Below are 26,037 nucleotides of genomic sequence, written 5' to 3' on the forward strand. Positions count from 1 at the left end.
CATGGTGGCCAGCGGGGTGTCGAACCGGCCCGCGACGGGCGGGCGCGAGAGCTTCGCTCTGCTGCTGCGGCGGTGGTGTGCAGTGTGTAGGTGCCACTATTGTCGCCTGATCCAGGTTGTTTTGATCACTATCGCGTGGAGTTCGTCGATTGGCTGTGCGAGAAGTACCAAGTTCACTTGACGACAGGAGTGCGGGCGCTGCTGACTACGCCGCGCTGTGTTCCGCCATCCTCACCGGTCATTCAGGACCGCGCTGACTGTTGCACGCCACGGCACGGATGTTCGCCGTCGCAGAGAGTTGTCCTGCCGTCGGTTCAGGGGTAGCGGCCTTCAGTAGACCGCGTTCACTCCACGGCGCCAATGGTTTTCACCCACTGCGGCTCGTTTGTCACCAGCGGCGCAGGATGGCGAACCGACGTCTGGCTCGTCGCGTCACAACCACTCGTGCAAGACCTCCGCGATACACCGGAGCGCCGCATCGGTGGTCATCCGCCAGTGGGTGGTGGCCACCGGATGGTTGTGTACGGAACCCGCTACTGCGGGCGTCCAGGTCGCGGCGCCGACCCAACCCGTCGGATCGTCGTGGACCGCGGTGAAGTAGACGAGGTCCCCGTCGAAGGACCGCGCACGATATGCCGCGTTGAGGGCCGCCGAACCGATCGCTGCGGCCACGACCCGTTCGATCCGCGCGGCCCCGAAGGATGCGAACGGCTCGGGGAGCGTGCTCAACCGCTGTGCCAGTTGAGACAATTCCACCGTTTCGTCCAGGCCGAATTCCGCGGCTTGATCACCGAGCAGTCCACCGAGCAGTTCTGGCACCGTAACCTCGATCCCCGCGAGGGTGGTTGCGGCGGCGGTGTCGAGTAGTCGACTGTCCATCATGCCCAGCAGCGCCACCTGTGCGCCCTCGTCCTGGAGTTGGACGGCCATGGCATGGGCGAGCACACCGCCGAGTGACCAACCGAGCAGGTGGTAGGGGCCCTCCGGTTGTACCGCACGAACGTGTTTGACGTAGTGCCGCGCCCAATCCTCGATCGAATCCGGCAGTGGGTCCGCCGAACTCAGCGCGGGTGACTGGAGTCCGTAAATGGGCCGATCCGTATCGAGATGGGCTGCCAGCCCGGCGAACGACCACGCGATACCCCCGATCGGATGGATGCAGAACAGCGGCTCGGCGGCGCCGGAGACACGCAGCGGCAACAGCACATCGAATGCCGCGTCGGCACCGGCGCCCTCTGCGCCGCGCGCACGCAACTCCGCGACGATGCCCGCGGGGGTGGGTGCGGTGAACACCCACATCACCGGAACCGTTTCGGCCATCGCATCGGTCAACCGAGCGGTCAGCTTGGTGGCGATCAGTGAATTGCCGCCGAGTTCGAAGAAGTTGTCATCCAATCCGATGCGATCCAGACACAGTACATCCGCAAAAATCTCGCAGACCATGGTCTCGAGCGCGGTTGTCGGTGCGCGGAAGGCACGGGTCCCGAGTTCTGGTTCGGGCAGTGCCGCGCGGTCGAGTTTGCCGACCTGGGTCAACGGGACACCGTCGAGGACCACGATCGCCGTGGGAACCATATGCGACGGCAAGGTCCGTGCGGCCCAGTGGATCAGCCGATCCGGATCGATCACCCGGTCTTGGGCGGCCACCACATACGACACCAGAACCGTTGCCCCAGCGGAATTCTCCCTGCCGACCGTGACGGCGAAATCCACTGCCGCATGGGCGGCAAGTACTGCGTCGATCTCGCCGAGTTCGATTCGGAAGCCACGGACCTTCACTTGGAAATCGGTTCGGCCCCGATAGTCGAGCTCGCCGTCGCCATTCCATGCCACCAGATCGCCGGTGCGATACATCCGGGCACCCGGCTGGAACGGGTTGGCGACGAAACGATCCGCCGTCAGGTCAGCGCGACCGAAGTAGCCCCGCGCCAACTGCCCTCCGGCCAAGTACAACTCGCCCGTGACGCCGACCGGAACCGGGCGCAACCGCGAATCCAGTACGTATACCTGACTGTTCCACGCCGGTCCGCCGATCGGCACGGCCGGTTCATCGAACCTGCGCACCTGGTGGCTGGTGATCGACACCGCCGCCTCGGTCGGGCCGTACAGGTTGTACAGCGACGTATCGGGCGCCACCGCCGCGAATCGGCGCGCCAGCGCGGCGGGCAAAGTCTCACCGATCGCCAACACCCGGCGTAACGAGTCCGGCAGTCGACCCGTCAGCAATGCGTCCAGCATCGATGGCACCGCGTGCAGTGTGGTCACCCGCTCACGAGTCATCAGTTCGTTCAGGTATGCCGGGTCGCGGTGGCCGTCGGGCGCAGCGATTACCAGGCGGCCGCCGCAGACCGCGGCCGACCAGAATTCCCACACCGACAAATCGAACGTCGCCGCCGTTTTCAGCAACACCGCGTCATCGTCGGTCAATCCGAATTGCGCTGTCTTCCAGAGCAACTGATTGACAATCGCACCGTGGGAGACCGCGACACCCTTCGGGCGTCCCGTGGAACCCGACGTGAAAATCACATAGGCCGCGTGCTCGGGGCGCAACGGCGCGATCCGCTCTGCGTCGGTGATCGGGGCCGCGTCCACCGCGGACAGGTCCAGTCGATCCAGCGGCACCACCGGCGCAGCGCTGGTCCCGAAACCCGCATCGGCGTTCGTCAGCACACAAACCGGTGCCACCGTCTCCAGTATGTAGTCGCTGCGCTGCGCGGGTTGATCCGGATCGACCGGCACGTAGACACCGCCGGCCTTGCTCACCGCATACATCGCGACTACCAAGTCCACCGAACGCCGAATAGCCAACGCCACCCGCGACTCCAGGCCCACACCAAGCGAAATCAAGTACCGCGCAACCTTGTTCACGCGCGCATCCAGCTCACCGTAGGTGGTCCGAGTCCCGTCGGCGGCGACCAGCGCCGTCGACTCCGGTGTGGCAGCGACGGTCTCATCGAGTAGCGACACCAACGTGGTGGCCGTATTCACCTGGTGCGCGGTGTCATTCCACTCCGTGAGGATCCGTGTACTTTCCTCGGTCGCGAGCAGATCGATAGCTCCGACCGGGACCTGCGGATCCGCGACCACGGCATCGAGCACCCGCACGAACCGGTCCACGAAACCGCGCACCGTCGACTCGTCGAATAGATCCGCGGCGTAGGTGAAGAAGCCACCGATACCCGTCGGCACACCGGCCTCGTCATAGCTGTCGGCCATGATCACATGCAGATCGAACTGCGACAGCTGTCGATCCGTTTCCAATGCCGTGACGGTCAAGCCCGGCAGCTCCATCCTGGCCGGGGCCAGATTCTGGAACGACAGCCCCACCTGGAACAGTGGATGCCGCGCCGTCGAGCGCACCGGATTCAGTACCTCGACCAATTGCTCGAACGGCACATCGGCATGGGCGAACGCTTGGACGTCGATATCGCGTTGCCGCGCAAGCAACTCGGTGAAACCCGTACCCGCGTCCACCCGGGTACGGAACACCAGTGTGTTGACGAACATGCCGATCAGATCGTCCAGCACCGCCTCACCGCGGCCCGCTATCGGTGTACCGATCGCGATATCGTCGGTGCTCGACAAGCGAGCCAGCAACACCGCCAATGCGGTATGCACAACCATGAACAGCGTGGCGCCCTCGGCCCGCGCCAACTTCGTCAGCGCCGTATGCGCACGCGCATCGATGCGTAACTCAACTCGGCCGCCGACGAACGACTGTACCGGCGGACGCGGCCGGTCTCTCGGCAACTCCAGCTCATCCGGTAGGTCGGCAAGGGCGCCCCGCCAGTAGGCGATCTGCTCGGCTGCCAGCGACCCCGGCTGGCCCGCGCTGCCGAGCAACGCACGTTGCCACACCGTGTAATCCGCGTACTGCACGGCGAGCGGTGACCAATCCGGAGCCCGCCCCAGCGTACGAGCCGCGTATGCCGCGGCCAGATCACGAGTGAGCGGGCCACCGGAGTAGCCGTCACCCGCGATGTGATCGACGACCATCCCCAGCACGAATTCACCGTCCGCGACCCGGAACAGTACGGCGCGGACGGGCACCTCGACAGTCACGTCGAAAGTTGTCGAAACCAGTTCCAGTACAGCCGATTCGACCTCAGCGGCGCCGACGTTCCGGACCTCCAGCCGCGGCAGGTCGGAGTGTGCGGGAGGCAGGATGACCTGCACCGGATCCGCTACACCCGACTCATCCACTGCAGGCTGCGGATACACCGTTCGCAGGATCTCATGGCGCACAACGACATCGGTGAAAGCCTGCGCCAGCGCGGCGATATCCAGATCGCCGGTCAAACGGATCGCGACAGGAATGTTGTATGCGGTCGACTCGGTATCGAACCTGTTCAGAAACCACATCCGTTGCTGGGCGGGCGACAGCGGAATACGCTCCGGCCGCGGGCCCGCCACCACGGCGCGGCGCCTCCCGGTACCGGTGAGCTCGGCCACCTCCCGCGCGCAACCCGCGACGGTGGGCGCGGCGAACAGCACACGCACCGGAACACGGGCATCCACCGCCATGCCGAGGCGGGCCGTCACCCGCGTGGCAAGCAGCGAATTGCCGCCCAACTCGAAGAAATTGTCGTCGGCGCCGATCCGCTCGATGCCCAGCACCTCAGCGAAGACCGCGGCCACGGCTTGCTCCGCGACTGTCGACGGTTCCCGGTAGGTGCGCACCGCGAACTGCGGCTCGGGGAGGGCATTTCGGTCGAGCTTGCCGACCGCCGTCAATGGAATCTGGTCGAGCACCACGACCGACGTGGGAACCATATGCGAAGGCAGGCTCCGCGCTGCCCACCGCGCCAGTTGATCCGGATCCAGCGACCGGCCCGTCACATACGACACCAGAATCGTGGTCCCGCTGGGGTTTTCGCGCCCAAGGGTCACCGCGTAGTCCACGTCGGGGTGCGCGGCAAGCACCGCGTCGATCTCCCCGAGCTCGACGCGGAAGCCGCGTACCTTCACCTGGAAGTCTGTGCGGCCCAGGTACTCCAACTCCCAACGGGTAGTCGCGGCAGCCGGTACCTCGACCCATCGGACCAGATCACCGGTCCGGTACATTCGGTCGCCCGGCGGACCCCACGGATTCGCGACGAAATGTCCCGACGTCGAGCCGCAACGGCCGTGATAGCCGCGGGCGAGTGCCGGGCCCGCCAGATACAGCTCACCGATGACACCTGCGGGCACCGGGTGCAACCGCTCATCGAGCACCGCCGCCCACCCGCCGGGTACCGGACCTCCGATCGTTATCCGTTGTCCCGCGAGCAGAGTCGTATAGGTTGCACCGATGGTTGCCTCGGTCGGACCGTATCCGTTGATGAAGCGGCGACCCGGCTGCCACCTGGCCAGCAGTTCGGCAGTGGTGGCCTCGCCCCCTGCGGACACCACCGCCAAGTCGTGCAGACCGGCGGGATCGACGGTGCCGAGCAGCGCGGGAGTGATGATCGTATGGGTCACCCGTTCGCCGCGCAGCAGGTCATGCAGTTCGCTGCCGCCGACGATATCCGGTGCGGCGATAACCAGGGTGGCACCGCTGTAGAAGGCGCTGCACCACTCCTCGACCGATTGGTCGAAACTCGGCGAACACACATGCAGCATCCGATGTTGCGGCCGGAGTCCGAGCAGGTCGACAGTGTGGCCGACGAGTCCACCGAGCCCGGCGTGGGTGACGGCGACCCCCTTGGGCAATCCGGTGGACCCCGACGTGTAGATCACATAGGCCGGGTGCGACATGCGCAGTGGCGCGCGACGGTCCGCGTCGGTTACCGCGGCCGCCGTGTGGGCGGCGCAGCGCGCGAGCAATGCCGGATCGTCGAACACCAGCCAATCCACCGTGTCGGGCAGCCCTGCCTGCTCAGCAACTGTAATGCCCACCACCGCACCGGAATCGGCCACCATGTGCCGCACCCGGTCCACCGGATAGTTCGGATCGACCGGCAGATACGCGCCACCCGCCTTGGCGACCGCCCATACCGCCGCGATCATCTCGTACGAACGTCGCATCGCCAACGCAACCACTGTCTCCGGCGCGACACCTCGATCGATCAGCACGCGCGCCAGACGCGACGACAGCTCATCGAGCTCACCGTAGGTGTACGCCCGCCCCGCGTCGCGTACCGCGACTCGATCACGCCCGAATCCGACGCCCCGGGTGAGGAGATCCGGCAGCATCCCGACGGTAGCCGGAGCGCCGCCGCGGATTCGGGTCAGCTGCTCGTATTCGTCGTCGATCAACAGCGGCAGATCGCCGACCTGTGCCGCGGGCTCGTCCACGACCGCCGCCAGCATCCGAACGAACCGCCGGGCAAACATCTGCGCCGTACCGTCATCGAAAAGATCCCGCGCGAAAGACAGCTCGCCGTGCATCCGGTCCGAGTCACCATCCGCGGCCGAGATCGACAGTGCCAGATCCCCGACCGCATCCGGTGGACTCTGGAACGACAGAGCCACCTGGAACAGGGGATGTCGATCCGGCGACCGTCGCGCTCCCAACAGATCGGCCAATTCGTCGAACGGAATACCGGCGTGCGCGAACCCTTGCAGCTCACGCTGGTGTGCCTCCGGTAGTAGGTCGGCGAAGCGCGCGCACCGATCCACGCGGTGACGCAGCACCAACTCGGTTCGATGGCCACCTGGCGCCGCAGTGCCGATCGCGATGTCGTCGGAGCTAGAGAGCCGCGCGAGCACTACCGCCAATGCCGTGCGCACCACCGCGGTCCATGTCACGCCCGCCGTGTGCGCAAGCCGTCGTAGGCCCAGGTGTACCTCGTTCGGCACCGAGAACTCGACCTGCCCACGGACATCGGACCGCACCGCCGTGCGCGGCCGGTCTGTTGGCAGCTCCAGTCGATCGGGCAAGCCCGCCAATGCCGTGCGCCAGTATCGAGATCTGGTTATCGGGTCGTCCAATTCGGTAGCGCACAGCAGCGCGATATCGGCGGCGGTACGGTCCGGTGTCGCGAGCAGATCGCTGAGCACGCTGCGCAGCCGATCGGCCACGGCCCGCGCCGTCTCGTCGGCGACGATATCGCGCCGGTACTTCACCTGCACCAGCGTCCGGGTATCCAGGAAGACCACAACGGTGATCGGATAGTGCGTGAAGTCGGCCCCGCGCATTTGCTCGATCCGCAACCCGTCGATGGCGCCGCCGGCCTGCTGTAGCCCCTCGGCGTCGACCGGGTAGGACTCGAAGACCAGCATCGTGTCGAACAGTTCGTCACGGGGGATGGCAGCCGACGGAGCCTGCGTAGTCGGCGGGGTGGGTGAATACAGCGGGGTGGCAGCCGACGGGGCCTGAGTAGTCGGCGGGGTGGGTGAATACAGCGGGGTGGCAGCCGAGGGAGCCTGCGTAGTCGGCGGGGTGGGTGAGTGCAGCGGGTGCGCGAGGCGTTGGATCGCGGCGAGTCCGAGGTGGTGATGGTCCAACAGCGACGCTTGCTCGGCCTGCAAACCCGCCAGCAGGGTCGGCACCGTCGTGCCGCGATCGAATCGGATTCGTACCGGGATGGCATCCACGAACAGGCCGATCATGTCGCCGATACCGTCGAGTTGCGGTGGTCTGCCGGAGACGGTGGCGCCGAAGACGACGTCGTCGCGTCCGGTGCTAGCGGCGACGACCAGACCCCACGCCGCCTGAATCACCGTATTCGCGGTGACCTCGGCCGTAGCCGCGTACGCGGTGAGCGCCGAGGTCTGTGCGGTCGACAGATCGAATTCACGGACGCCGAACCCGTCGCCGGCCGGTGCGGGCCATGCCAGTTCGGGGGCGAGCATGGTCGCGGTGGCGCCGGTCAACATCTCCGACCAGGCGCGCGCCGCGGCCTCCCGGTCTTGCTGCGCGAGCCAGCGCAGGTAGTCGCGGTAGGGCCGGACCGGTGCGAGCAGCGATGTGTCGCCGCCGGTCGCGTACAGAACCAGCAGCTCCTTCATCAACAGCGGCATCGACCAGCCGTCGAGCAGGATGTGGTGTCCGGTCAACACGAGGTGGCTGTATTTTTGGTGTCCGGAGTCGTTGGTGTACACCGTGAATCGCAGCAGCGGCGCCACCGCCGGATCGAATCCGCGTCGCCGCTCGGCGACCAGCAGGTCCGGCAGCTCGGCCTCGGACACGCCGTCGACAACCTGCCACGGCACCTCGACCCCGTCCACCACCAGCTGCACCGACGTCCCGTCGGCGGTGGGGACGAAGGCCGACCGCAGGTTCGCGTGCCGGTCCAGAATCGTCTGCGCGGCGCGGCGCAACCGGCCCATATCCAGCTCGCCGGTCAGCCGCGCCGCCAGCTGGATGATGTAGGCGTCGACCGAACCGTCCAGTAGTTCGATGAGCACCCGCAACGAGCCTTGCAGCGGTGACAGCGGCAGCACATCCGACAGGCCGGGATAGTTCCGCCGCCACTGGTCCAACTCGACCTGGGAGACCCGCACCAGCGGCACATCCGACGGAGTCAGACCGCCGACGGCCGGATCCTTCGAGTGGTCGGCGATCGCGGTGAGCGCGGCCAGCCAGTCCTCGGCCAACTCCCGCACCGCCGCTTGGTCGAGGATGGCGGCGGCGAAGGCGAACGACGCCACCATCCGCGGGCCATCCTCGGTATCGCTGACGATCGTGTTGATGTCGATCACCGCGGACAGTGGCAGGTCCGGATTCGGCTCAGCGGCAACGGTTCCCAGGTCACCGGTCGGCAACCAGCCCGCATCCGAACCGATGTCCGCCACCGCGGCCGCGGAGACGCGGCCGAGGTAGTTGAAGCTGATCTGCCCGAGATCACCAGCCAGCGCGTCGGCGGTATCCGGATTCAGATGCCGAAGCAGGCCGAAACCGATGCCTCGATCCGGTACGGAAAGCAGTTGCTCCTTCACCGATTTCAGCACTGCGGCGGTCGCCTCGCCACCGGCGAGGGCGGCCTCGGTGTCGGTGCCCGACAGGTCGATGGCCACCGGACTGATGCTGGTGAACCAACCCACAGTGCGGGTCAGGTCGGCGCCGGGTATCGCGTCTTCCTCGCGCCCGTGCCCCTCGAGTCGCAGCAGAGTGACCGGAGCATGGATACCGCGGCGCGCCCGCCAGGAACGCACCGCCATCGCGAGCGCGGCGAGCAGACTGTCATTGGCACTGCCCTGGTATAGCGCGGGAACCTTGGTGAGTACCGCGTCGGCGACCTCGACCGGAACCCGGATATCGAACACACCCCTGGTTTGGAAGGTATCGGCGACCGAGTCCAAGGCGCGCGTGCCGAGCAGCGGATCCGGTGTGGCCAGAACCCGCTGCCAATAACCGAGTTCCTCGGCACGGTCCGGTGTGGCAGCCGCTTCCACCAAACCGTGCGCCCAGCGCCGGAAGGAGGTGCCGACGGTGGGCAATGCCACCGGCTGCCCGGCGCTGCGCTGTGCCCACGCCAGTACGAGATCCGGGATCAGGATGCGCCACGAGACACCATCGGTCACATAGTGATGGACCGCGACCGCGACAGCGTCGCGCGCGTCGGGCCTGCGCAGCCAGGTGCACGTGATCATCCGGCCCGCAGCGGGATCCAACCTGGCCAGCGCGGAATCCATGGCCGCGTTGGCAATCCGGTTCAGCTCGGCCTCGTCGATACCAGCAGGCACCTCGATCTCGGCCACCAGCGCGTCGACCTCGATGGCGCCACGAGCCGATACCTCGAACCGCCACGAGTCGTCCACCTGCCACACCCGCGAGCGCAGCACATCATGATGATCGAGCACCGCACCGACGGTGGCCACCACACCCGCGCGATCGATCCCCTCCGGCAAACCGAGCACCATGCTCTGGGCGAACCGACCGAACGAACCGTTGGCGAGGAACCAAGCAAGGACCGGGGTCAACGGAACCGGGCCGACACCACCGCCGGGCAACTCCGCCAAAACCGCCGCCGACTGCGCACCGACCACGGCAATACGAGCCAACCCCGCGACTGTCTTCTGCTCGAACACATCTCGCGTGGTGAACACCATTCCCGCCGCCTTGGCCCGCGACACCAACTGGATCGACATGATGCTGTCACCACCGACCGCGAAGAACGAATCGTCCACCCCGACCCGCTCCACACCCAGCACCTGCGCGAAGAGTTCGGCAAGCCGTGCCTGCACCGTGCCGACCGGAGCACGCGACGCAGACGTCGGGAACACCGGCTCCGGCAACGCTTTACGGTCCAGCTTTCCATTCAAAGTCAACGGAACCCGGTCCAGCACCACAATCGCCGTGGGCACCATATGCGACGGCAGGATCGCGGCCGCATGCTCTCGCAGCCCGGCTGGATCCACGACCCGTCCCGGCGCCGCCCGCACATACGACACCAATACCGTTGCACCACCGGGCATTTCGCGACCCAGCGTGACCACGAAATCGACATCGGCATGTCGCCCGAGCACGGTATCGATCTCGCCGAGCTCGATACGGAAACCACGGACCTTCACCTGGAAATCAGTGCGACCGACATAGTCGAGCTGCCAATCCGCCGACGCAACGGCGAGATTGCCTGCCCGCTGCTCCGGGGCCGCGTACCAGCGCACGAGGTCGCCGGTGCGATACATCCGCGAACCCGGCCCACCCCAGGGATTGGCGACAAACCGCTGCGCGGACAACCCGGCACGGTGCCAGTAGCCGCGAGCCAACCCGGCGCCGGCCAGATACAGCTCACCCGTAACTCCGGGCGGTACCGGATTCAATCGCGAGTCCAGCACGAACGCCGAGCTACCCAGAATCGGCTTACCGACCGTGATGTGCTGCCCTGCAACCAGTTCCACATTGGACGACATGACCGTCGCCTCGGTCGGACCGTAGGCGTTGAACAACCGGCGGCCCGGCTGCCACTTGGCCAACAGCTCCGGGGTAAGCACATCCCCACCCACGAAAAGCACTTCCATCCGGTCCGCAGCGGCCGGATCGACCGTGCCGAGCACCGCCGGAGTGATGATCGTGTGCGTCACCCCCTCGGTCCGCAGCAACTCACCGAGTTCCGTTCCGCCCATGACATCCGAGGGCACGACCACCAACGTCGCCCCCACCGAGAACGCGCACATCCATTCCATCACCGACGGATCGAAACTCGGCGAACAGATATGTAGGTACCGGTGGTGCGGCTCGAGGCAGTACTGGCCGACCGAATGATCGACCAGATCGCTCAACCCGCCATGGGTTACGGCGACTCCCTTGGGTAGGCCTGTCGAGCCCGAGGTGTAGATCACATACGCCGGATGTTGCGTCCGTAACGGCACGATCCGCTCGGCATCGGTAACCGTGTCGGCGGATTTGCCGGCACACAACACCGCCGTCGCCGGTGCGTCCAGCACCAGCCAATCCACCTCATCGGGCAGCCGGTCGACCTGGTCGGAGCCGGTAATGCCAAGGGCCGCGCCGGAATCGGTCAGCATGTGCCGCACCCGATGCGCGGGATGAGCCGGGTCGACCGGTAGGTGCGCACCGCCGGCCTTGGCGATCGCGATTGCCGCCAGCACCATCTCGTAGGAGCGGGGCAGTGACACCGCGACCGGCAGTTCGGGACCGACACCTCGATCGATCAAGACTCTCGCCAGCCGCGACGACTGTTCGTCGAGTTCGCCATAACTGATCGACCGACCCCGGTATCGCACCGCAACCCGGTCCCTGCCCAAGGCGACTCCACGAGTCAGCAGATCGGGCAGCAACCGGGGTTCCCGCGCGTCATCGTCGTCGACCCGGGTCAGCAGGGCCAATTCGTCATCCCCGAGCAACGGCAGGTCACCGATCGGGTCCCCAGGGCGGTGCACGGCGGCCGCCAGCAGCCGGAGGAATCGTTCGGCGAAAATCTCCACGGTGCGCCGGTCGAACAGATCGCTCGCGAAAGAGAGGTTCGCGGCGATGCGGGCGCTGTCCGGGTTCTCTCGAATGTGCAGGGATAGATCGAACGGCCCGCGTGCGACCGGAGTCCGAGCACCGACGGACAACATCACCTGTGCCAGCGACCGGGCCGGATCGAGCAATGCCACCAACTCGTCGAACGGCAGGTCTGCTCGTGCGAATGCCTGTAGGGCAATGTCTTTCGCGTTCGCGAGCAGATCATCGAAGCAGATTCCACCCGGCACCCTGGTGCGCAGTACCACGGTGTCGACCGCTCCGGCTATCTCGGCGGGGGTGCCGATCGCGATGTCATCGTTCCCCGATAGTCGCGCAAGTAGTACCGCGAATGCCGCGTGTGCAACGGTGAACACCGTGGTATCGCGTGTCCGCGCAAGCTGGTGTAGACGGTGCCGCAGATCCGCACCGATCTCGAACTCGACGCACGAGTCCGCAAGGGAGGGCATCGCAACCCGTGGGCGATCTGTGGGCAGGTTCAGCTCATCCGGCAGACCCTGGAGCGCGGTGCGCCAGTAGCGCGTCTGCGAGATCAGATCGCCGCGATCATCGAAGAACCGATTGATTTCCGCCGGCGTGCGCTCCGGCGTCGCGACGAATTCACCGATCAGCACCCGCAACCGCGCGGCGAGCGCCTGCGCGGTCGCGGTGGTGATCATGTCGCGCCGGTACTGCACCTGTACATGCAGTTGGGTGCCCAACTCGACCACTACAGCCACCGGATAGTGCGTGAAGTTGCGACCTTGTAGATCGACGATCTCCAGCCCGTCGATGCTCGCGTGGGCCTGCCGCAAACCATCGGTGTCGACGGGATACGACTCGAAGGCCACCAGAGAATCGAACAACTCATCCGCACCAGCGGCGCGCTGAATATCGGCCAACCCGATGTGATGGCAGTCGAGCAACGAAACCTGTTCGGACTGAAGCCGAATCAGTAGTTGCCGCACCGGCGCATCGGAGTCGAACCGAACCCGAACCGGGACGGTATTCGCGAACAGGCCGACCATTTCGTCGACCCCGTCGACCTGCGGCGGCCGCCCGGAAACCACCGCGCCGAATACGACATCATCGCCGCCGGCACAGGCCGCGAGCACCAGACCCCAGGCCGCCTGGAGTACCGTGTTGACGGTGACCTCGGCTGCGGCAGCGAACGCGAGCAGCTCCGCTGTTTCGGCAGGTGACAGTTCGGCCGCGCAGACCCCGTGGCCGTCGGCGGCCGTCGTGGGCGGCGGCAGCGTGGGGGCCAGTCGAGTCGGCGTCAGATCCGCCAGCGCTGCGCGCCACGTCTGCAAGGCAGCGTCGCGGTCGTAGCGCGCCAACCAGGCGAGATAGTCCCGATACGGCCTGACTCGCGGCAGCGGCGTCGAATCACCGTCGGCCGCATAGGAAACCAGCAGTTCCTTCATCAGCAACGGCATCGACCAGCCATCCAACAGGATGTGATGCGCGGTCAACACCAGATGCACGCGTCCGGAGTTCGTGCGATACACCGTGAAGCGCAGCAATGGGGCCACCGTCGGATCGAACCCGAGACGTGCTTCCGCGGCCAGGAGCGAGGCCGGATCGGTGTCGGATGTGTCGACGATCCGCCACGGGACCGCCAGACCCTCGGCAACGACCTGGACGGGGGTGCCCTCGGCCGAAGTTCGGAACGCGGCCCGCAGGATCACATGCCGATCCAACATCGCCTGCGCCGCCCGCCGCAGCCGATCCAGATCGATCACGCCGGACAACTCCACCGCCAACTGCAGCAGATAGGGATCTGCCGAATCGTCGGAAAGCTGTGTCAGGAAAAGCAATCCGAGCTGCAGGGGCGACAGCGGCAGGACATCGAGCAGACCCGGGTGCTCCCGCTGCCAGATATCGAGTTCACCCTGGGTGATTCGCACGAGCGGGACATCCGCCGGCGTCAGGCCACCGGCCGCCGGATCGTGTACATGTCCGGCAAGCATGGTCAGTGCGGCGACCCAGTACTCGGCCAGCTCCCGCACGCAGGCCTCGTCGAGGATCTCGGACGCGTACGCGAAGGACGCGTTCATCTGCGCGCCCGCGTCGGTATCGGTAACGATCGCGTTGATGTCCACCACGGCGGCTGCGGGCATCGCCCGATCCTGGTCGGCTTCCGGGGCGCCCCAGTCGGCGGTCGGCAGCCAACTTCGATCCGTCAGCGATTCCGGCACGTCGCTCGCGGAAATCCGACCGAGATAGTTGAAACCGATCTGGCCCAGTGCACCGCCGAGTTGGCCCGCGGTATCGGTGTTGAGATGACGCAGCATGCCGAAACCGATGCCCTTTTGCGGCACCGCGAGCAGTTGCTCCTTCACCGTCTTGAGCATCGCCGCGGTCGCGTCGGCGGTGTTCCATGCGGCGTCGGCGTCGATGCCGGACAGATCGAGCACCACCGGATACATGCTGGTGAACCAGCCGACAGTGCGGTTCAGGTCGGCGCCGGCGACGGCGGCTTCTTCACGACCGTGGCCCTCGAGCCGGATTCGTGTGGCCGCGGCATCGACCCCTCTTATCGCCCGCCACGAGCGCACCGCCAGCGCCAACGCCGCGAGCAGACTGTCGTTGACCCCGCTGCGATACAGCGTCGGCAACTCGGTCAACACCGCGTGGGTGACCTCGGCCGGCACCGTGACGGTGAAATGTCGCACCGTTGCCGCGGTGTCGACGACCGGGTCGAGTGCCCGCGCGCCCAATAGCGGATCGGTGACGGTCAGAACCTGTCGCCAGTACGGCAGCTCGCTGGTACGGTCCGCGGCCGTCGACGCCTCGACCAGACCGTGTGCCCACCGCCGGAACGACGTGCCGACGCCGGGCAGGGCGATCCGATGTCCACCGTCGCGTTGCGCCCACGCGGTCACCAAGTCCGAGATCAGAATGCGCCACGACACGCCATCGATCACGTAGTGATGCGCGGCGATGATCAGCGCATCCCGGCCGTCCGGCCGAGACAGCCAGGTGCAGGCGATCATCCGGGCCGATGCCGGATCTAGCGTAGCGAGGGCGGAATCCATTGCCGCACTGGCGGTTACGCACAACGCATCGGTGTCCAGTCCCGTGGCCACGTCGATATGAGTGAGCAGCGCGTCCACGTCCACCGCGCCCGGCGGCAGAGTGTGCAGCTCCCATCGCCCGTCGACAGACCACACCCGTGCGCGCAGCATGTCGTGGTGGTCCAGCACCGCGGCGAGCGTGGCCACCAAACCAGACCGGTCGATGTGCTCGGGTAGGGCCAGCACCATCTGCTGGGTGAACCGGCCGAACGACCTCCCTCCGACGAGGTGGGCGGCCAACACCGGTGTCAACGGAATCTCCCCGACACCGCCGCCGGGCAACTCCGCGAGCCTCGGCGCGGATTCGGCACCGATCACAGCGACCCGGGCCAACCCGGCCACGGTGCGCTGCTCGAATACATCCTGGGGGGTGAACAGTAGCCCTGCCGCACGGGCCCGCGACACCAGCTGGATCGATAGGATGCTGTCTCCACCGGCGGCGAAGAACGAGTCCTCCGCCCCGACCCGCACACCGAGCACTTGGGCATACAACTCGGCGAGCCGGGATTCCACGGCGCCCACCGGAGCACGCGACACCGCCGCCTCGAACACCGGCTGGGGCAACGCCTGCCGATCGAGCTTTCCATTGGCGGACAAGGGGATCTCGTCGAGCACAACGATCGCGGACGGCACCATATGGCCGGGCAATGAGCCTGCGACGAAGCGCAGGAGTTCTCCGGCGTCGATGGAAATGCCGTTGCGTGGCAGCACATAGGAGACCAGTACGGTCGCGCCCGAGGGCGCGAGCTTGCCGAGAGTCGCGGCGTATTCGATTTCGGGATGAGCGGTCAGTGCGGCGTCGATCTCACCTGGCTCGATACGGAAGCCGCGGATCTTGACCTGGAAATCCGAGCGGCCCAGATATTCGATCGCGCCATCGACCATGCGGCGCCGCACCAGATCGCCGGTGCGATACATCCGTACGCCAGGAGAACCGGCTTCCCCGCCGAACGGATTGGCCACGAATCGTTCCGCCGTGAGCGCCGCCCGCCCGAGGTAGCCCTGCGCCAGCGCGGGGCCGGAAAGGTAGAGCTCGCCGATCACGTCGGTGGGTACCGGGCGCAACCGCGAATCCAGCACCACCGCACCGACTCCCGGTAAGGCGGTACCGATGGTGATCGGCTGCCGAGGCACCAACTCGGCGCTTTCAGCGGCGAGAATGGTGACCTCGGTGGGCCCGTAAGCGTTGTAGAACGACCGCCCGGCGACCGCCCACCGCTCGACCAGCCGGGGGCCGAACGCATCACCCGCGACGACAACGACCCGCAACGCGTCGAGTCCGACCGGATCCACCGACTCCAGCGCCGCGGGCGTGATCAGCATGTGCGTGACACGCTCACGACGTAGCAGCTCGGCCAGTTCGGCGCCGCCGAACACCGTCGGCGGGGACACCACGAGAGTGGCACCGGAACTGAAAGCGAGCAGCAGTTCGAGCACCGATACGTCGAAGTTCGGCGAGCAAACGTGCAGCACCCGCGAATCGCCATCGACCGCATAACGCTCTCGCTGAGCGTTGACCAGCATCGCAAGACCGGCGTGGGTCACCGCAACGCCCTTCGGGCGACCGGTGGAGCCGGAGGTGTAGATGACGTAGGCCGGATGCTGTTCGGTCGGTGTCCCCACCCGATCGACGTAGGAGATCGGATGGCCGGGTCGTGCCGCGATCCGCTCCCGGTGCAGCGGATCATCGATGTCGAGCCAGTAGATCTCGGTGCCGAGCCGCGAGTGATGCGTCGAGTCGGTGAGCCCCAGCACCGCCCGCGAGTCGGCGACTATGTATGCGCTGCGCTCGGGCGGAAGGGTGGGGTCGACCGGCACGTAGGCCGCACCGGTCTTGGCGATGGCCCATACAGCCAGCACCGATTCGATCGAGCGGGTGAAGCCGACGGCAACGACGTCGCCGGGGCCTACGCCCCGCTCGATCAGTTCCCGTGCCAGTCGCGATGAGGACTCGTCCAGCTGCGTGTAGGTGAGTTCGCGCTGATCAGCCGGTTCGCCGGTCGGGTTGTAGCTGATCGCGATCGAGTCGGCCGCGGATTCGACCGCCGCGGCCAACAACTGCATGAAGAGCGGGCTACTCGATCTGCGGCGAATTCGACCTCGAACAGTGCGACGAACCCTATCCATTCGAGTACTACAGTCCTCTCGCGTCGAGCCCACAGGTTTAGCCGAAACCCACGAACCCGGCCGGATCCTGGCACCATTGGCGGACCAGTGTCGAACAAAGCGAGAAGGAATCGATTTTGGAGTATTTCTGCCCTATCAAATCACAGGCACCGGCGTCATGACGTCACATGGGTCGCATCCGGGGCGGGTCACTCACCGGTTGCTGGATACATGGTGTCTCGATGCCGCGTAGGGCTCGCCCCGGCTGTTCCGCTATGACACGCTGAATAGCTTCGCCTGTCCGGATACAACGGTGTCATTGCGGTCGACGAGGGCGACTCGCACCTGGACCTGGCCCGAACCCAGGGGTGGCTGGCCAGCGGTTGCGGTCATCGGGATGCTCGCGTCGTGTTGGGCGTTGTCGCAGGTGACGGCGTTCTGAATGCCCTGGGCGGCGGGACCATCGGCAGTGGGTTCGCCCATCATCGCCTGAATACTGGCGACTCCGTCGGAGTCGTCGCAACTATAGGTGACTTGAACTATGGTCGGTCCGGCGCGGGAGATGTCGATGGTCGCCGCGGCTAGAGCGGGGGCAGCCGTCACAACCAGCGCGGTCGCCATCGCTGCGAAGCCGGTCGCGACACGGGTGGTGCGCCGACAATTCCGAGTAGTCGTCATGGATCTCGGTTCCTCCTGTGTAGCGGGGATGAATCGCTGAACACAACGGGAAGAGAACGCGGCACTCGCCGTGCCGCACCCATCCATGGTCCCAGCCCGCGGGTCTGCGTGCGTGGGAAATCCGCTAGGGCGCCTCGTGACGCTGCTCCTGTGGGTTCACTGGTGCTTCTCGGCGGATATGTAGGACGCCCGCTGTAACCGATGCCAGGATCACTGCCTGCCGCACACCCCGCTGCCATGCCGCGGCGAAGAAATCGTCGAAGAACTTTGTCCGAACCCCCATGAAGCGCCCGAACAGTCCGACTGTGCCCGCCGATGCCGGGTCGTCCAGTTTCCGCAGGAAGTGCGGTTCACCCGCCGCCTGGACGAACCATGCCGCGTAGTCGTCGTGAATCATCGGCTCGGGATCGAGCGTCTCGAGTGCGCGAAATGTGGCGACGCCCAGGGCGGTCAGACCCACGCTCGTAACGATGTCCCAGCTGTCTCCGTCCGTTCGCATAAATATCACCTCATCGGTCAGCGATCGATGGCAGGTCCTGCAGCCGTCAGGTGTGGGATCGGAAACGGGGGTTTACGACGCGCTCGAGGGCCGCCAGATCCGATTGCAGGGCGTAGAAGGTGCGCAGGGCGACGGCGAAGGCGATAAGCCCACCGATACAGAGCGCTACGATCGAGCCGATCACCGTGTGCTGCTGGTGCGGAGTAAGGAATATCAGCCCCAACGACACGCCGATCAGCGGAACCGATGCCGCCACACCGAGATACACGCGGCTGCGCCGGATCAGCCGGTGTAGTCGGGGGGCGTCGTCGGGGGAGATGCCACCGGCAGCGACCAAACCTGGGTAGTACCAGCGCAAGACGAAAAAGGTGGCCGGAAAGTACGTGTACACGACCGCCACCGCGGCCGCGACGAGGCTCGAGACAATCAGATTCGCCAGCAGCCCGCCCGGTATGGGCCCCAGCGACAGCAGCTTCACCGCGAAGATACCCATGGCCAGGATCCATCCGATAAACGCGACCGCCGCGATCCGGTCGCCGCACGCAAGGGTGTCGGCGCGTGCCCGGGCCAGGGTGGCCTCGTCGAAGCATTTGCCCCGGCGTAGGCCGTCGGGCACCAGGAAGACGTTGCGGCACCAGTACAGCAGGCCGGCGATGGCAACCGGATAGGAGATCGCGATCACCACGTACCCCAGGTGGGTAAGCCGCCCGGCAGCCTCGGAGCCCAGTTGGAGTTGGATCAGCCGGACATTATGTGCTGACAGGTACAGTCCCGCCGCGACTTGGCCGAACATGCTTGCCGGAATCACCACCGGGATCGGCCGCATGCGCAGCCGTGCTCGCAGGCTGTGTGCGGGCGGGTCGACCAGGTCGCGGGCGGCCCGGTCCTGGCTCAATTCCAGCTGCTGGGCCAGTTCGGCGCCGCCGGGGTAGCGATCTGCGGGGTGGGGCGCAAGGCAGGTGAGCAGCGCATGACGCAGTAAGGCCGGGCAGTCCGGGGGCAGGTCGCCCGCCAGGGTCGTATCGTCGAGACGGCGGCGTCGATCGATCATCGCCTGCAACGATTGCTCCGATTCGCCGGCTCCGTAGCCGTCGTCGAACGGTCGCCGTCCGGTGAGTAGCTCCCACAGGACCACAGCCAGCGAGTAGAGGTCGCTGCGGGTGTCGAGATCGGCGGCGGTGGTGGCCAGGTTGGGGTGACAGGCCTCGAGTTGTTCGGGGGACATGTAGACCAGCGAGCCGCCGAAGTAGGCGACCGGGTTCGCGCCGGGCAGGTGGCGGCTGAAGCTGATGTTGAAATCGGCCAGTTTGGGCTGGCCGTCGGTGGTCAGCAGGACATTCGCGGGTTTGATGTCGCGGTGCAGCACACCGTGGTGATTGGCGTAGTCGAGCGCGGTGGCCAGCCGAGCGCCCAGCCAGGCGACGGTTTCTGGCCAGGTGAGCTGTTCCAGTTCCGCGCGCGCGGGCGAGGGCTGCGGCTGGAGAACGCCGCCGCTCATGGTGGCGGCGTCGATGGCCTGCAACAGCAGCTTGCCGCCGCGTCGGACCGGTGGGGTGCTGTGCAGCAAGCGCAGCACGCCCAGCAGGGTGCCGCCGGGTACGTACTGCATGTACATCAGTTTCAGATGCTGTTCGGCGAGTTGACGCTGATCGAAGACGCGCACGATGTAGTCGTGGTCGAGCTGGGCCAGCGTCTGCGGTTCGGTGCCCCGGTCGCGGGAGATCTTCACCGCCACCAGTCGGCTCATCGATCGCTGCCGAGCCAGGAATACGCGCGCGAAGGCGCCGCTGCCCAGCGGCAGCAGCAGATCGAAATCGTCGACGGAGGCGCCCGTATTGATGGAGTCGAGGGCGTCGAGCGCCCTGGGGTCGGCCAGCAGCGTGTTGCGCAGGCCGCCAACGTCGAAAGTCTCGGTGATGCGGGCCATTTGGGCCGGATAGTCGTGCTCGTACTCGGTGAGGTCGATGTCGTGGCGGCAGCTGCGGGCACTGATCTCCTCGTAGATGAGATCCGGCGGCAGCGGGGCGGTGCCCAGTTCCGGGAACTGTTCGCGATAGTCGGCAAGGCGCAGCGCGTTGTCGCTGCGCTGCCAGCGTTCGTGCAGATCCACTTTGATCAGCTCGATCAACGTGGTCCGTCGCAGCGCGGGCTCGACCGGGAGGTGGGTCGCCAGATCGGGCGGTTCGCTCGATGCTTTCCAGTCCCCGGCGAACTGGGCAACCAGAGTCGTCAACGCGGTCCGCGTTGCCGTCGCGCGGGCGACACCGGCGCCGGGTGTGCTCGCTCCGAGGTTCTGATCCATCGTCGCTCGCTTCGAAGTGGTTGAGCTCGGTCCCGCACCGAGGGGTGTTGGATCCCTCCGGCGAGCACTTCACAAACAGCCTTTCGCTCTTGTGTCCATTTGTCCACCCCCATCGGCGACCGATGATTTTAAATAATTGGTGAACCGGGCCGCGGCTCTCTGTCGAATTGCATGACATGCCCGGCGGCGTCTGATGCCGCATCTGCCGCGTTCTGTCCACGGTCACCGATCCGCCCCCCAGCCTGCGAACTTGGCGCTTTCGACGTACCGGGCGCGTAATGTGGCTCGTCGGGTTTTCTGAACCCGGAGTGCTGCAATACCTATCGCCATAATTGGGACGATTTGCGGTGCCGGGTGGGGCCATTTGCGTCGTTCATATGCGAAGAACATTTGTGATCCGGCATGGCAGGATTTCATTTCCGAATTGTATTCGGCGAGTGAGACTTTCGATTCTTTGCGGGGCGTACTTCGGCTCGATCGCCGCCGTCGAATTAGGCAGTGACGACGATACTTTCGCGCTGGGGCTGATCAATTCCCCACGGGCACTGGAGATCGTCGACGTCGAGCGGGCCTACGGGATCTCGGTCGGTGTCGAGGATCTCGATCTCGACAACTTCCGTACCGCGGCCCGCGCGGCCGAGTTCGCCGAGCGCAAGCAGTCCGGGACGGGTCGTGGCCGCGGAATCGGATGCGGCCCAGTGGGATCGCGCGTGCTTGCCCGACGAAATGATCACGCTCACGGCCCGGACCGGGCTGCTGGGTGCCGATCGGCCGGTGACATTCGGTGGCGCGGGTCGGGATGCTCGTGAACTCGGCCGGATCGCCGCGACGCTCGGGGAACACTGCACGAGTTTAAGATCGCTGGTCACGGTGCACGGCATGGTCGCCGCCGCGCTGGATCGGTGGGGAACCGCCGCGCAGCGCCGCGACTGGCTGCCGAGGCTCACCGCAGGGGAGGTTGTTGCCGCGCTGGCGGCGACCGAGGCCGGAGTGGGGCCGACTTAGCCGGTGCTGCAACGACTTTCAATCCGCCGAAAGTGATTCATCACTGAATTCAGGTCACGAATATCTGTTCGCGGCGATTGTGGCGGCCTTGCGACGGGCATCGTCGGCGGCGTGCATTTCGTTTGCGTACAGCAGGCCGAAGGTGAAGCCGTTCTCGCCCGCTGTTGTGCCTGCGGTCGTCGCGGTGCGCCACAGGAATTGTGAAGATACGATGCCGTCGTTGTAGTCGCCGAGCACGCGTTGAATCGTCTTGTAGTACTTGATGTTCGGCTTCGCTTGCTTGCGTTTTCCCGCGGGCTCGAGCAGTTCGGCGGCATAGCGGGCTCGTTTGGCGGCTTTGCGGGCTCGGTGCAATGACGCGTGCCGTTGGTTGTGCAGGCCGGTCGTGAGCCGGTGATCGGCTTTGCGCGCGGCTTTGTGTGTCCGTTTCACGAGTTCACGTCGGCGAACTCGTCGGTCGAACGGTGGCTGCGATTGCCAGGCATGCAGGGTCGCGAGCAACTTCAAGTAGCGGGTCGAGTCCATGGCCGCGGTGAGTGCGTCGCGGCTGGGCACCTGTCGGGCCAGGATCGTGCTGTCGATGCGCGCGGCGATCGGGCCGAGAACGAGTTCGGGCGGCAGTTTGTTCACCTGGTCGGCCAGACGGCGATGTTGGACGTGGCAGTCGCGCACATCGCCGAGTAACCCCGCATACCATTTCAATTCGTCCTCGATGGCACCGATGGCGGAACGGTCCAGCAGCTTTCCGAAAACGCGGAGGGTGCTGCGCAGGCGCCGCGTCGCGACGCGGGTGTCGTGGATCGGATCCTGGCCGCGGCGCAAAGCGACGTCGCCAGCGAAGATCATATCGATCTGCGCGGTCATGTAGTTATAGATGGCGCGCTCCGCGGCAGTGTCGGTGTCCGGGCCGGACCGCGCGGGTAGCACGCGAGACAGCTTGGAGGGAAACTCCGACCTGCGTGCGCCCGCCTTGGCGAGGCTGTCCGCCAGCGCCGCGGGTACCGCGTCGGTCCGCGGGCCGAGTTCGACCTCGATCTCGTGCCAGGCGACGGAACCGCTGTCTGCCGGTGTCGTATCGACGATGTCATCGTCGACTTCGACTATCAATTCACCGTCCGGCCCGAGTACGCGGTGGCGATTACGCAGCGTGTGAATTGTGGTAACCGCGTGCAGTTGCTTGCCCAGCGCCGCGCCGGTGACCACCTCGATCAACTCGGGCGGCAGTTCCTCCGAGAGCGGGGCATGCAATTCGGTGCGACCCTTCGGATGGGGAACTTTCAACTGCCAACCGGATTCGTCGGTGCCTTCGCGCCGCCGCAAGGTGAGATTGTGAGCGAGCAGGTCTCGCTCGGGGGTGTCGAAATAGGTGCTGGTCAATTCGACCGATGTCTTTTCGACACGACTGTCGGAGGCCAGGTTGTCCAATGGCGGAAGTGTAAAGACCCCGTCGACCTCCCATTTGCTTTCGCGTTCCACTACTTTCTCCATACATTGGGCGTTCCCGGCCCACCGCACCCGAAACAGCTGGGTTCACCCCGCGATCGATCTCGTCGCGGAGTTGGCCGGTCGCCAGCAAGTGACGTCGCGGCATGGTCATTTCGACCAGGCCGGCTTGCCCCCCACCTGGGTGAGCGAATCGTCGACATGGAGGATCCGCACCTCGACCGAGCGCGCTCGACGCAGCGCGAAGCTGCGCCGCCTTGCTCGTCGCGACTCAGGGCGAAGAGCACTGATCGCGATCCAGTGCGGTGGCCAGTGGATGTCGGTATTCCGCGTGTCGGTGTGCCGGTGGGGGCATACTTGCCAGGCAAAGCTGCATCGAGGAGAGACAAGACCCGAAGGGGCCCGTTGTGACCAGTGCGATCGTCGCTCGTTGTTGCCGAAATCGCCCAACTCGCTACACAACCGGCCTAGCGCGACGCGTGCCTGCGGCGTCGGCGCAGCGAGCTCTGTCGCCGATAGGACTACCCGCGTAGCGCCGAACCGATTCTGCCGCAACAGCTCGTCGAACAATCCCGACCCGCGCGGCGGTAGTCGCGTCGAAAAGTTCACGCGCACAGCTTTTCTCTAACCTGGATTGCCCGGGACAGCGATCGGTTCGTTACATCGACCGGAAGCAACGAGCCTCGTTGTTCGACTCTTGCTATTGCCTGGCCGCACGCTCGATTTCGGCGGCGACGAATTTCCGCCACTCGCAAGCTTTCTCACTTTGGAGGAACAGATGAATCCATGGACTGAGCGACTCTGCGTCAACAGGGTCGCTGTTGTGTCCGCCTCGGTCCTGATCGCAGTGGCGGCGGTCGCATCCTTCACGTTCGGACACCATCTGGCACGGTTGGCCGGAACGCCGTCCATCATCGCGTGGCTCTGGCCGATTGTGGTGGGCCTCACGGTCTTTCAGATCGCATACTGCTACGTGATGGTTGGAACATTGCCGTACCGGACCGGAATCATCCGACTGTACTTCGGGGTTTTGCTGCTGAGCGGTGTCGCCGCCAGCGTCGTCGGAAACGCGTTCAACATAACGAATCCCGGTGAGCTCTCGCTGGCCACGAAAGCGATCGTGGGTGCGGTTCCGCCGCTGTGCCTGCTGCTGGTGGTCCTCAACACCTCGATCTTCTTCAGCGCAACCAAACCGTGGCTGCCCGGTGCGGCCGATTTCTCCCGACGTGCCGCAGCTGAAACGCCCGTCGTCGACGCAGCCGGACGGCTTCTGTCGTAGCTCGAAGCCTCGGGCCGGCCCGACGAGAGGCTCCGACTAGTTGCCTTGGGCAACTAATCTGATATGGTAGCCCCAAGCAACTATCGACGGGGTCCGCGGCGACATCCACTCAGCGGGCAATTCGGTGCCGCGTGCACTAGCGCCGCGAGAGAGTGAGGCCTGCCATGTCGCAGCAGCCATTACAGGACGCCGACCAGCAGAGCGCCGCACCGAACCTGAACAAGCACCCCGAGCCCAGCACCCCGATGACCCACCGTCAGATCATGGAAACGCTGGCCGGACTGTTGAGCGGCATGTTCGTCGCAATCCTGTCCTCGACCATCGTGGCGAACGCGCTGCCCACGATCATCTCGGATCTGCATGCGGGCCAGACCGCCTACAGCTGGGTGATCACCGCGACCCTGCTCGCCATGACGGTGACCACTCCCATCTGGGGAAAGCTGTCGGATCTGGTCGACAAGAAACTACTGGTGCAGATCAGCCTGGTCATCTTCGTCGTCGGCTCGATTATCGCGGGCCTGGCGGCCAACACGGGACAGCTGATCGCGGCGCGGACGATTCAGGGTGTCGGCGCGGGCGGCATGACGGCGCTGACCCAGACCATCATGGCGGTCATGGTCTCGCCCCGTGAGCGCGGTCGCTACGGCGGATACATGAGCGGTCTGTTCGCCGTCGGAACGGTCGTCGGACCGCTGGTGGGCGGTGCCATCGTGGATACTTCCTGGCTGGGCTGGCGGTGGTGCTTCTTTATCGGCGTCCCGATCGCGGCGGTCGCACTGGTCGTGCTCCAGAAGACGATGAACCTGCCGATGGTCAAGCGGCAGACGACGGTGGACTGGCTCGGTGCGTTTTTCGTGGCCGCCGCCACCTCGCTGCTACTGATCTGGGTTTCGTTCGCCGGTGACAAGTACGCCTGGCTGTCCTGGCAGACCGGCGTGATGCTCGGTGGCACCGTGGTATTGGTCGCGCTGTTGCTGCTGACGGAGTCGAAGACCAGTGACCCGATCATCCCGCTGCACCTGTTCGGCAATCGCACCATCGTGCTTGCCGTCATCGGATCCCTGGTCGCGGGTGTAGCCATGTACTCCGGCACCACCTTCCTCAGCCAGTACTTTCAACTCGCCCGGGATGCGTCACCGACCGCGGCCGGCTTGCTCACTCTGCCGATGATCTTCGGGCTGGCGATCGTGTCGATCGTGTCGGGGCGGTTGATTTCCCGGACCGGTCGCTGGAAGATCGTCCTCGTCATCGGCAGTGTGCTCATGGTCGTCGGTGTCACCACGTTGGGGACTGTGCGCGCCGACACACCCTACGGTCTGCTGGCCATGTACATGTTCTGCGTCGGTGCCGGGGTCGGCATGATCATGCAGAACTTGGTAGTCGCCGTACAGAACCAAGTGCGCATCCACGAGATCGGCGCGGCCAGCGCGACTGTCGCATTCATGCGATCTCTCGGCGGAGCGATCGGTGTTGCCGCACTGGGGGCGGTCATGGCGAACAGCATCACCCGCTACACAGAATCGGGGTTGGCTCGGCTGGGGATCTCCGGCAGCGGCGCACATTCGAGTAGCAGACTGCCCAGCTTGCCCGCGCTGTCGGCTCCGGTCCGCTCCGTAGTGGAAGACGGCTACGGACACGGCGTCGCCGATGCCTTCCTCTACACCGCGCCCCTGGCGGTGCTCGCGCTGATCGCTGTCCTGTTCATCCGGGAGGTCCCGCTGCGCACCACAATTGCCCCCGACCCCGTAGTCGAAGCAGCCGGGTCCGCGTCCGAGAGTAGAGTCGGCCACTGCTGAGTAACCCGTATGCTTC

9 protein-coding genes are annotated in these 26,037 nt (G+C 65.7%); 3 read left to right on the forward strand and 6 right to left on the reverse strand.

The genetic code is table 11. The features are described 5' to 3' along the window. Positions 1-432 precede the first annotated feature (432 nt). The 5 genes from AB0J47_RS15570 to AB0J47_RS15590 all read right to left on the reverse strand — a co-directional run bounded on the left by AB0J47_RS15570 (position 433) and on the right by AB0J47_RS15590 (position 21,238). A complete protein-coding gene (locus AB0J47_RS15570; protein ID WP_364345791.1) occupies positions 433-16,977 on the reverse strand; it encodes an amino acid adenylation domain-containing protein in 16,545 nt (5,514 codons plus the stop codon). Between the two features lie 315 nt (positions 16,978-17,292). Beyond that, positions 17,293-17,697 carry a hypothetical protein gene (locus AB0J47_RS15575; protein WP_364345793.1) on the reverse strand — a complete coding sequence of 135 codons (405 nt, stop codon included), beginning with the start codon at positions 17,695-17,697 and terminating at the stop codon, positions 17,293-17,295. 124 nt (positions 17,698-17,821) lie between these two features. Next, on the reverse strand, positions 17,822-18,196 hold the full coding sequence (locus tag AB0J47_RS15580) for a class I SAM-dependent methyltransferase (RefSeq protein WP_364345795.1): 375 nt from the start codon (positions 18,194-18,196) through the stop codon (positions 17,822-17,824). A 46-nt stretch (positions 18,197-18,242) separates the two neighbouring features. After that, on the reverse strand, positions 18,243-20,498 hold the full coding sequence (locus AB0J47_RS15585) for a serine/threonine-protein kinase (protein ID WP_364345797.1): 2,256 nt from the start codon (positions 20,496-20,498) through the stop codon (positions 18,243-18,245). A gap of 491 nt (positions 20,499-20,989) precedes the next feature. Beyond that, on the reverse strand, positions 20,990-21,238 hold the full coding sequence (locus AB0J47_RS15590; protein WP_364345799.1) for a hypothetical protein: 249 nt from the start codon (positions 21,236-21,238) through the stop codon (positions 20,990-20,992). Between AB0J47_RS15590 and AB0J47_RS15595 the strand changes: the two genes are divergently transcribed. Further along, positions 21,225-21,503: an acyl-CoA dehydrogenase family protein gene (locus AB0J47_RS15595; RefSeq protein WP_364345801.1), complete on the forward strand. Its 279-nt coding sequence runs from the start codon at positions 21,225-21,227 to the stop codon at positions 21,501-21,503. The genes AB0J47_RS15590 and AB0J47_RS15595 overlap by 14 nt on opposite strands. A gap of 54 nt (positions 21,504-21,557) precedes the next feature. Here AB0J47_RS15595 and AB0J47_RS15600 read toward each other — a convergent pair whose 3' ends face one another. Beyond that, positions 21,558-22,979, reverse strand: a complete 1,422-nt coding sequence (locus AB0J47_RS15600; RefSeq protein WP_364345803.1) for a CYTH and CHAD domain-containing protein — start codon at positions 22,977-22,979, stop codon at positions 21,558-21,560. A 790-nt stretch (positions 22,980-23,769) separates the two neighbouring features. On the opposite strand from AB0J47_RS15600, the gene AB0J47_RS15605 reads away from it, so the two are divergent. After that, on the forward strand, positions 23,770-24,225 hold the full coding sequence (locus AB0J47_RS15605) for a hypothetical protein (RefSeq protein WP_364345805.1): 456 nt from the start codon (positions 23,770-23,772) through the stop codon (positions 24,223-24,225). 164 nt (positions 24,226-24,389) lie between these two features. Further along, positions 24,390-26,021, forward strand: a complete 1,632-nt coding sequence (locus AB0J47_RS15610; RefSeq protein WP_364345807.1) for an MDR family MFS transporter — start codon at positions 24,390-24,392, stop codon at positions 26,019-26,021. Positions 26,022-26,037: the final 16 nt, after the last annotated feature.

Source organism: Nocardia sp. NPDC049737, from assembly GCF_040674755.1.
Classification (GTDB): domain Bacteria; phylum Actinomycetota; class Actinomycetes; order Mycobacteriales; family Mycobacteriaceae; genus Nocardia.

Coding starts and splice junctions, on each gene's coding strand:
- AB0J47_RS15570 (WP_364345791.1), bottom strand. CDS start 16,977: ATGCAGTTGTTGGCCGCGGCGGTCGAATCCGCGGCCGACTCGATCGCG.
- AB0J47_RS15575 (WP_364345793.1), bottom strand. CDS start 17,697: ATGACGACTACTCGGAATTGTCGGCGCACCACCCGTGTCGCGACCGGC.
- AB0J47_RS15580 (WP_364345795.1), bottom strand. CDS start 18,196: ATGCGAACGGACGGAGACAGCTGGGACATCGTTACGAGCGTGGGTCTG.
- AB0J47_RS15585 (WP_364345797.1), bottom strand. CDS start 20,498: ATGGATCAGAACCTCGGAGCGAGCACACCCGGCGCCGGTGTCGCCCGC.
- AB0J47_RS15595 (WP_364345801.1), top strand. CDS start 21,225: ATGATCACGCTCACGGCCCGGACCGGGCTGCTGGGTGCCGATCGGCCG.
- AB0J47_RS15610 (WP_364345807.1), top strand. CDS start 24,390: ATGTCGCAGCAGCCATTACAGGACGCCGACCAGCAGAGCGCCGCACCG.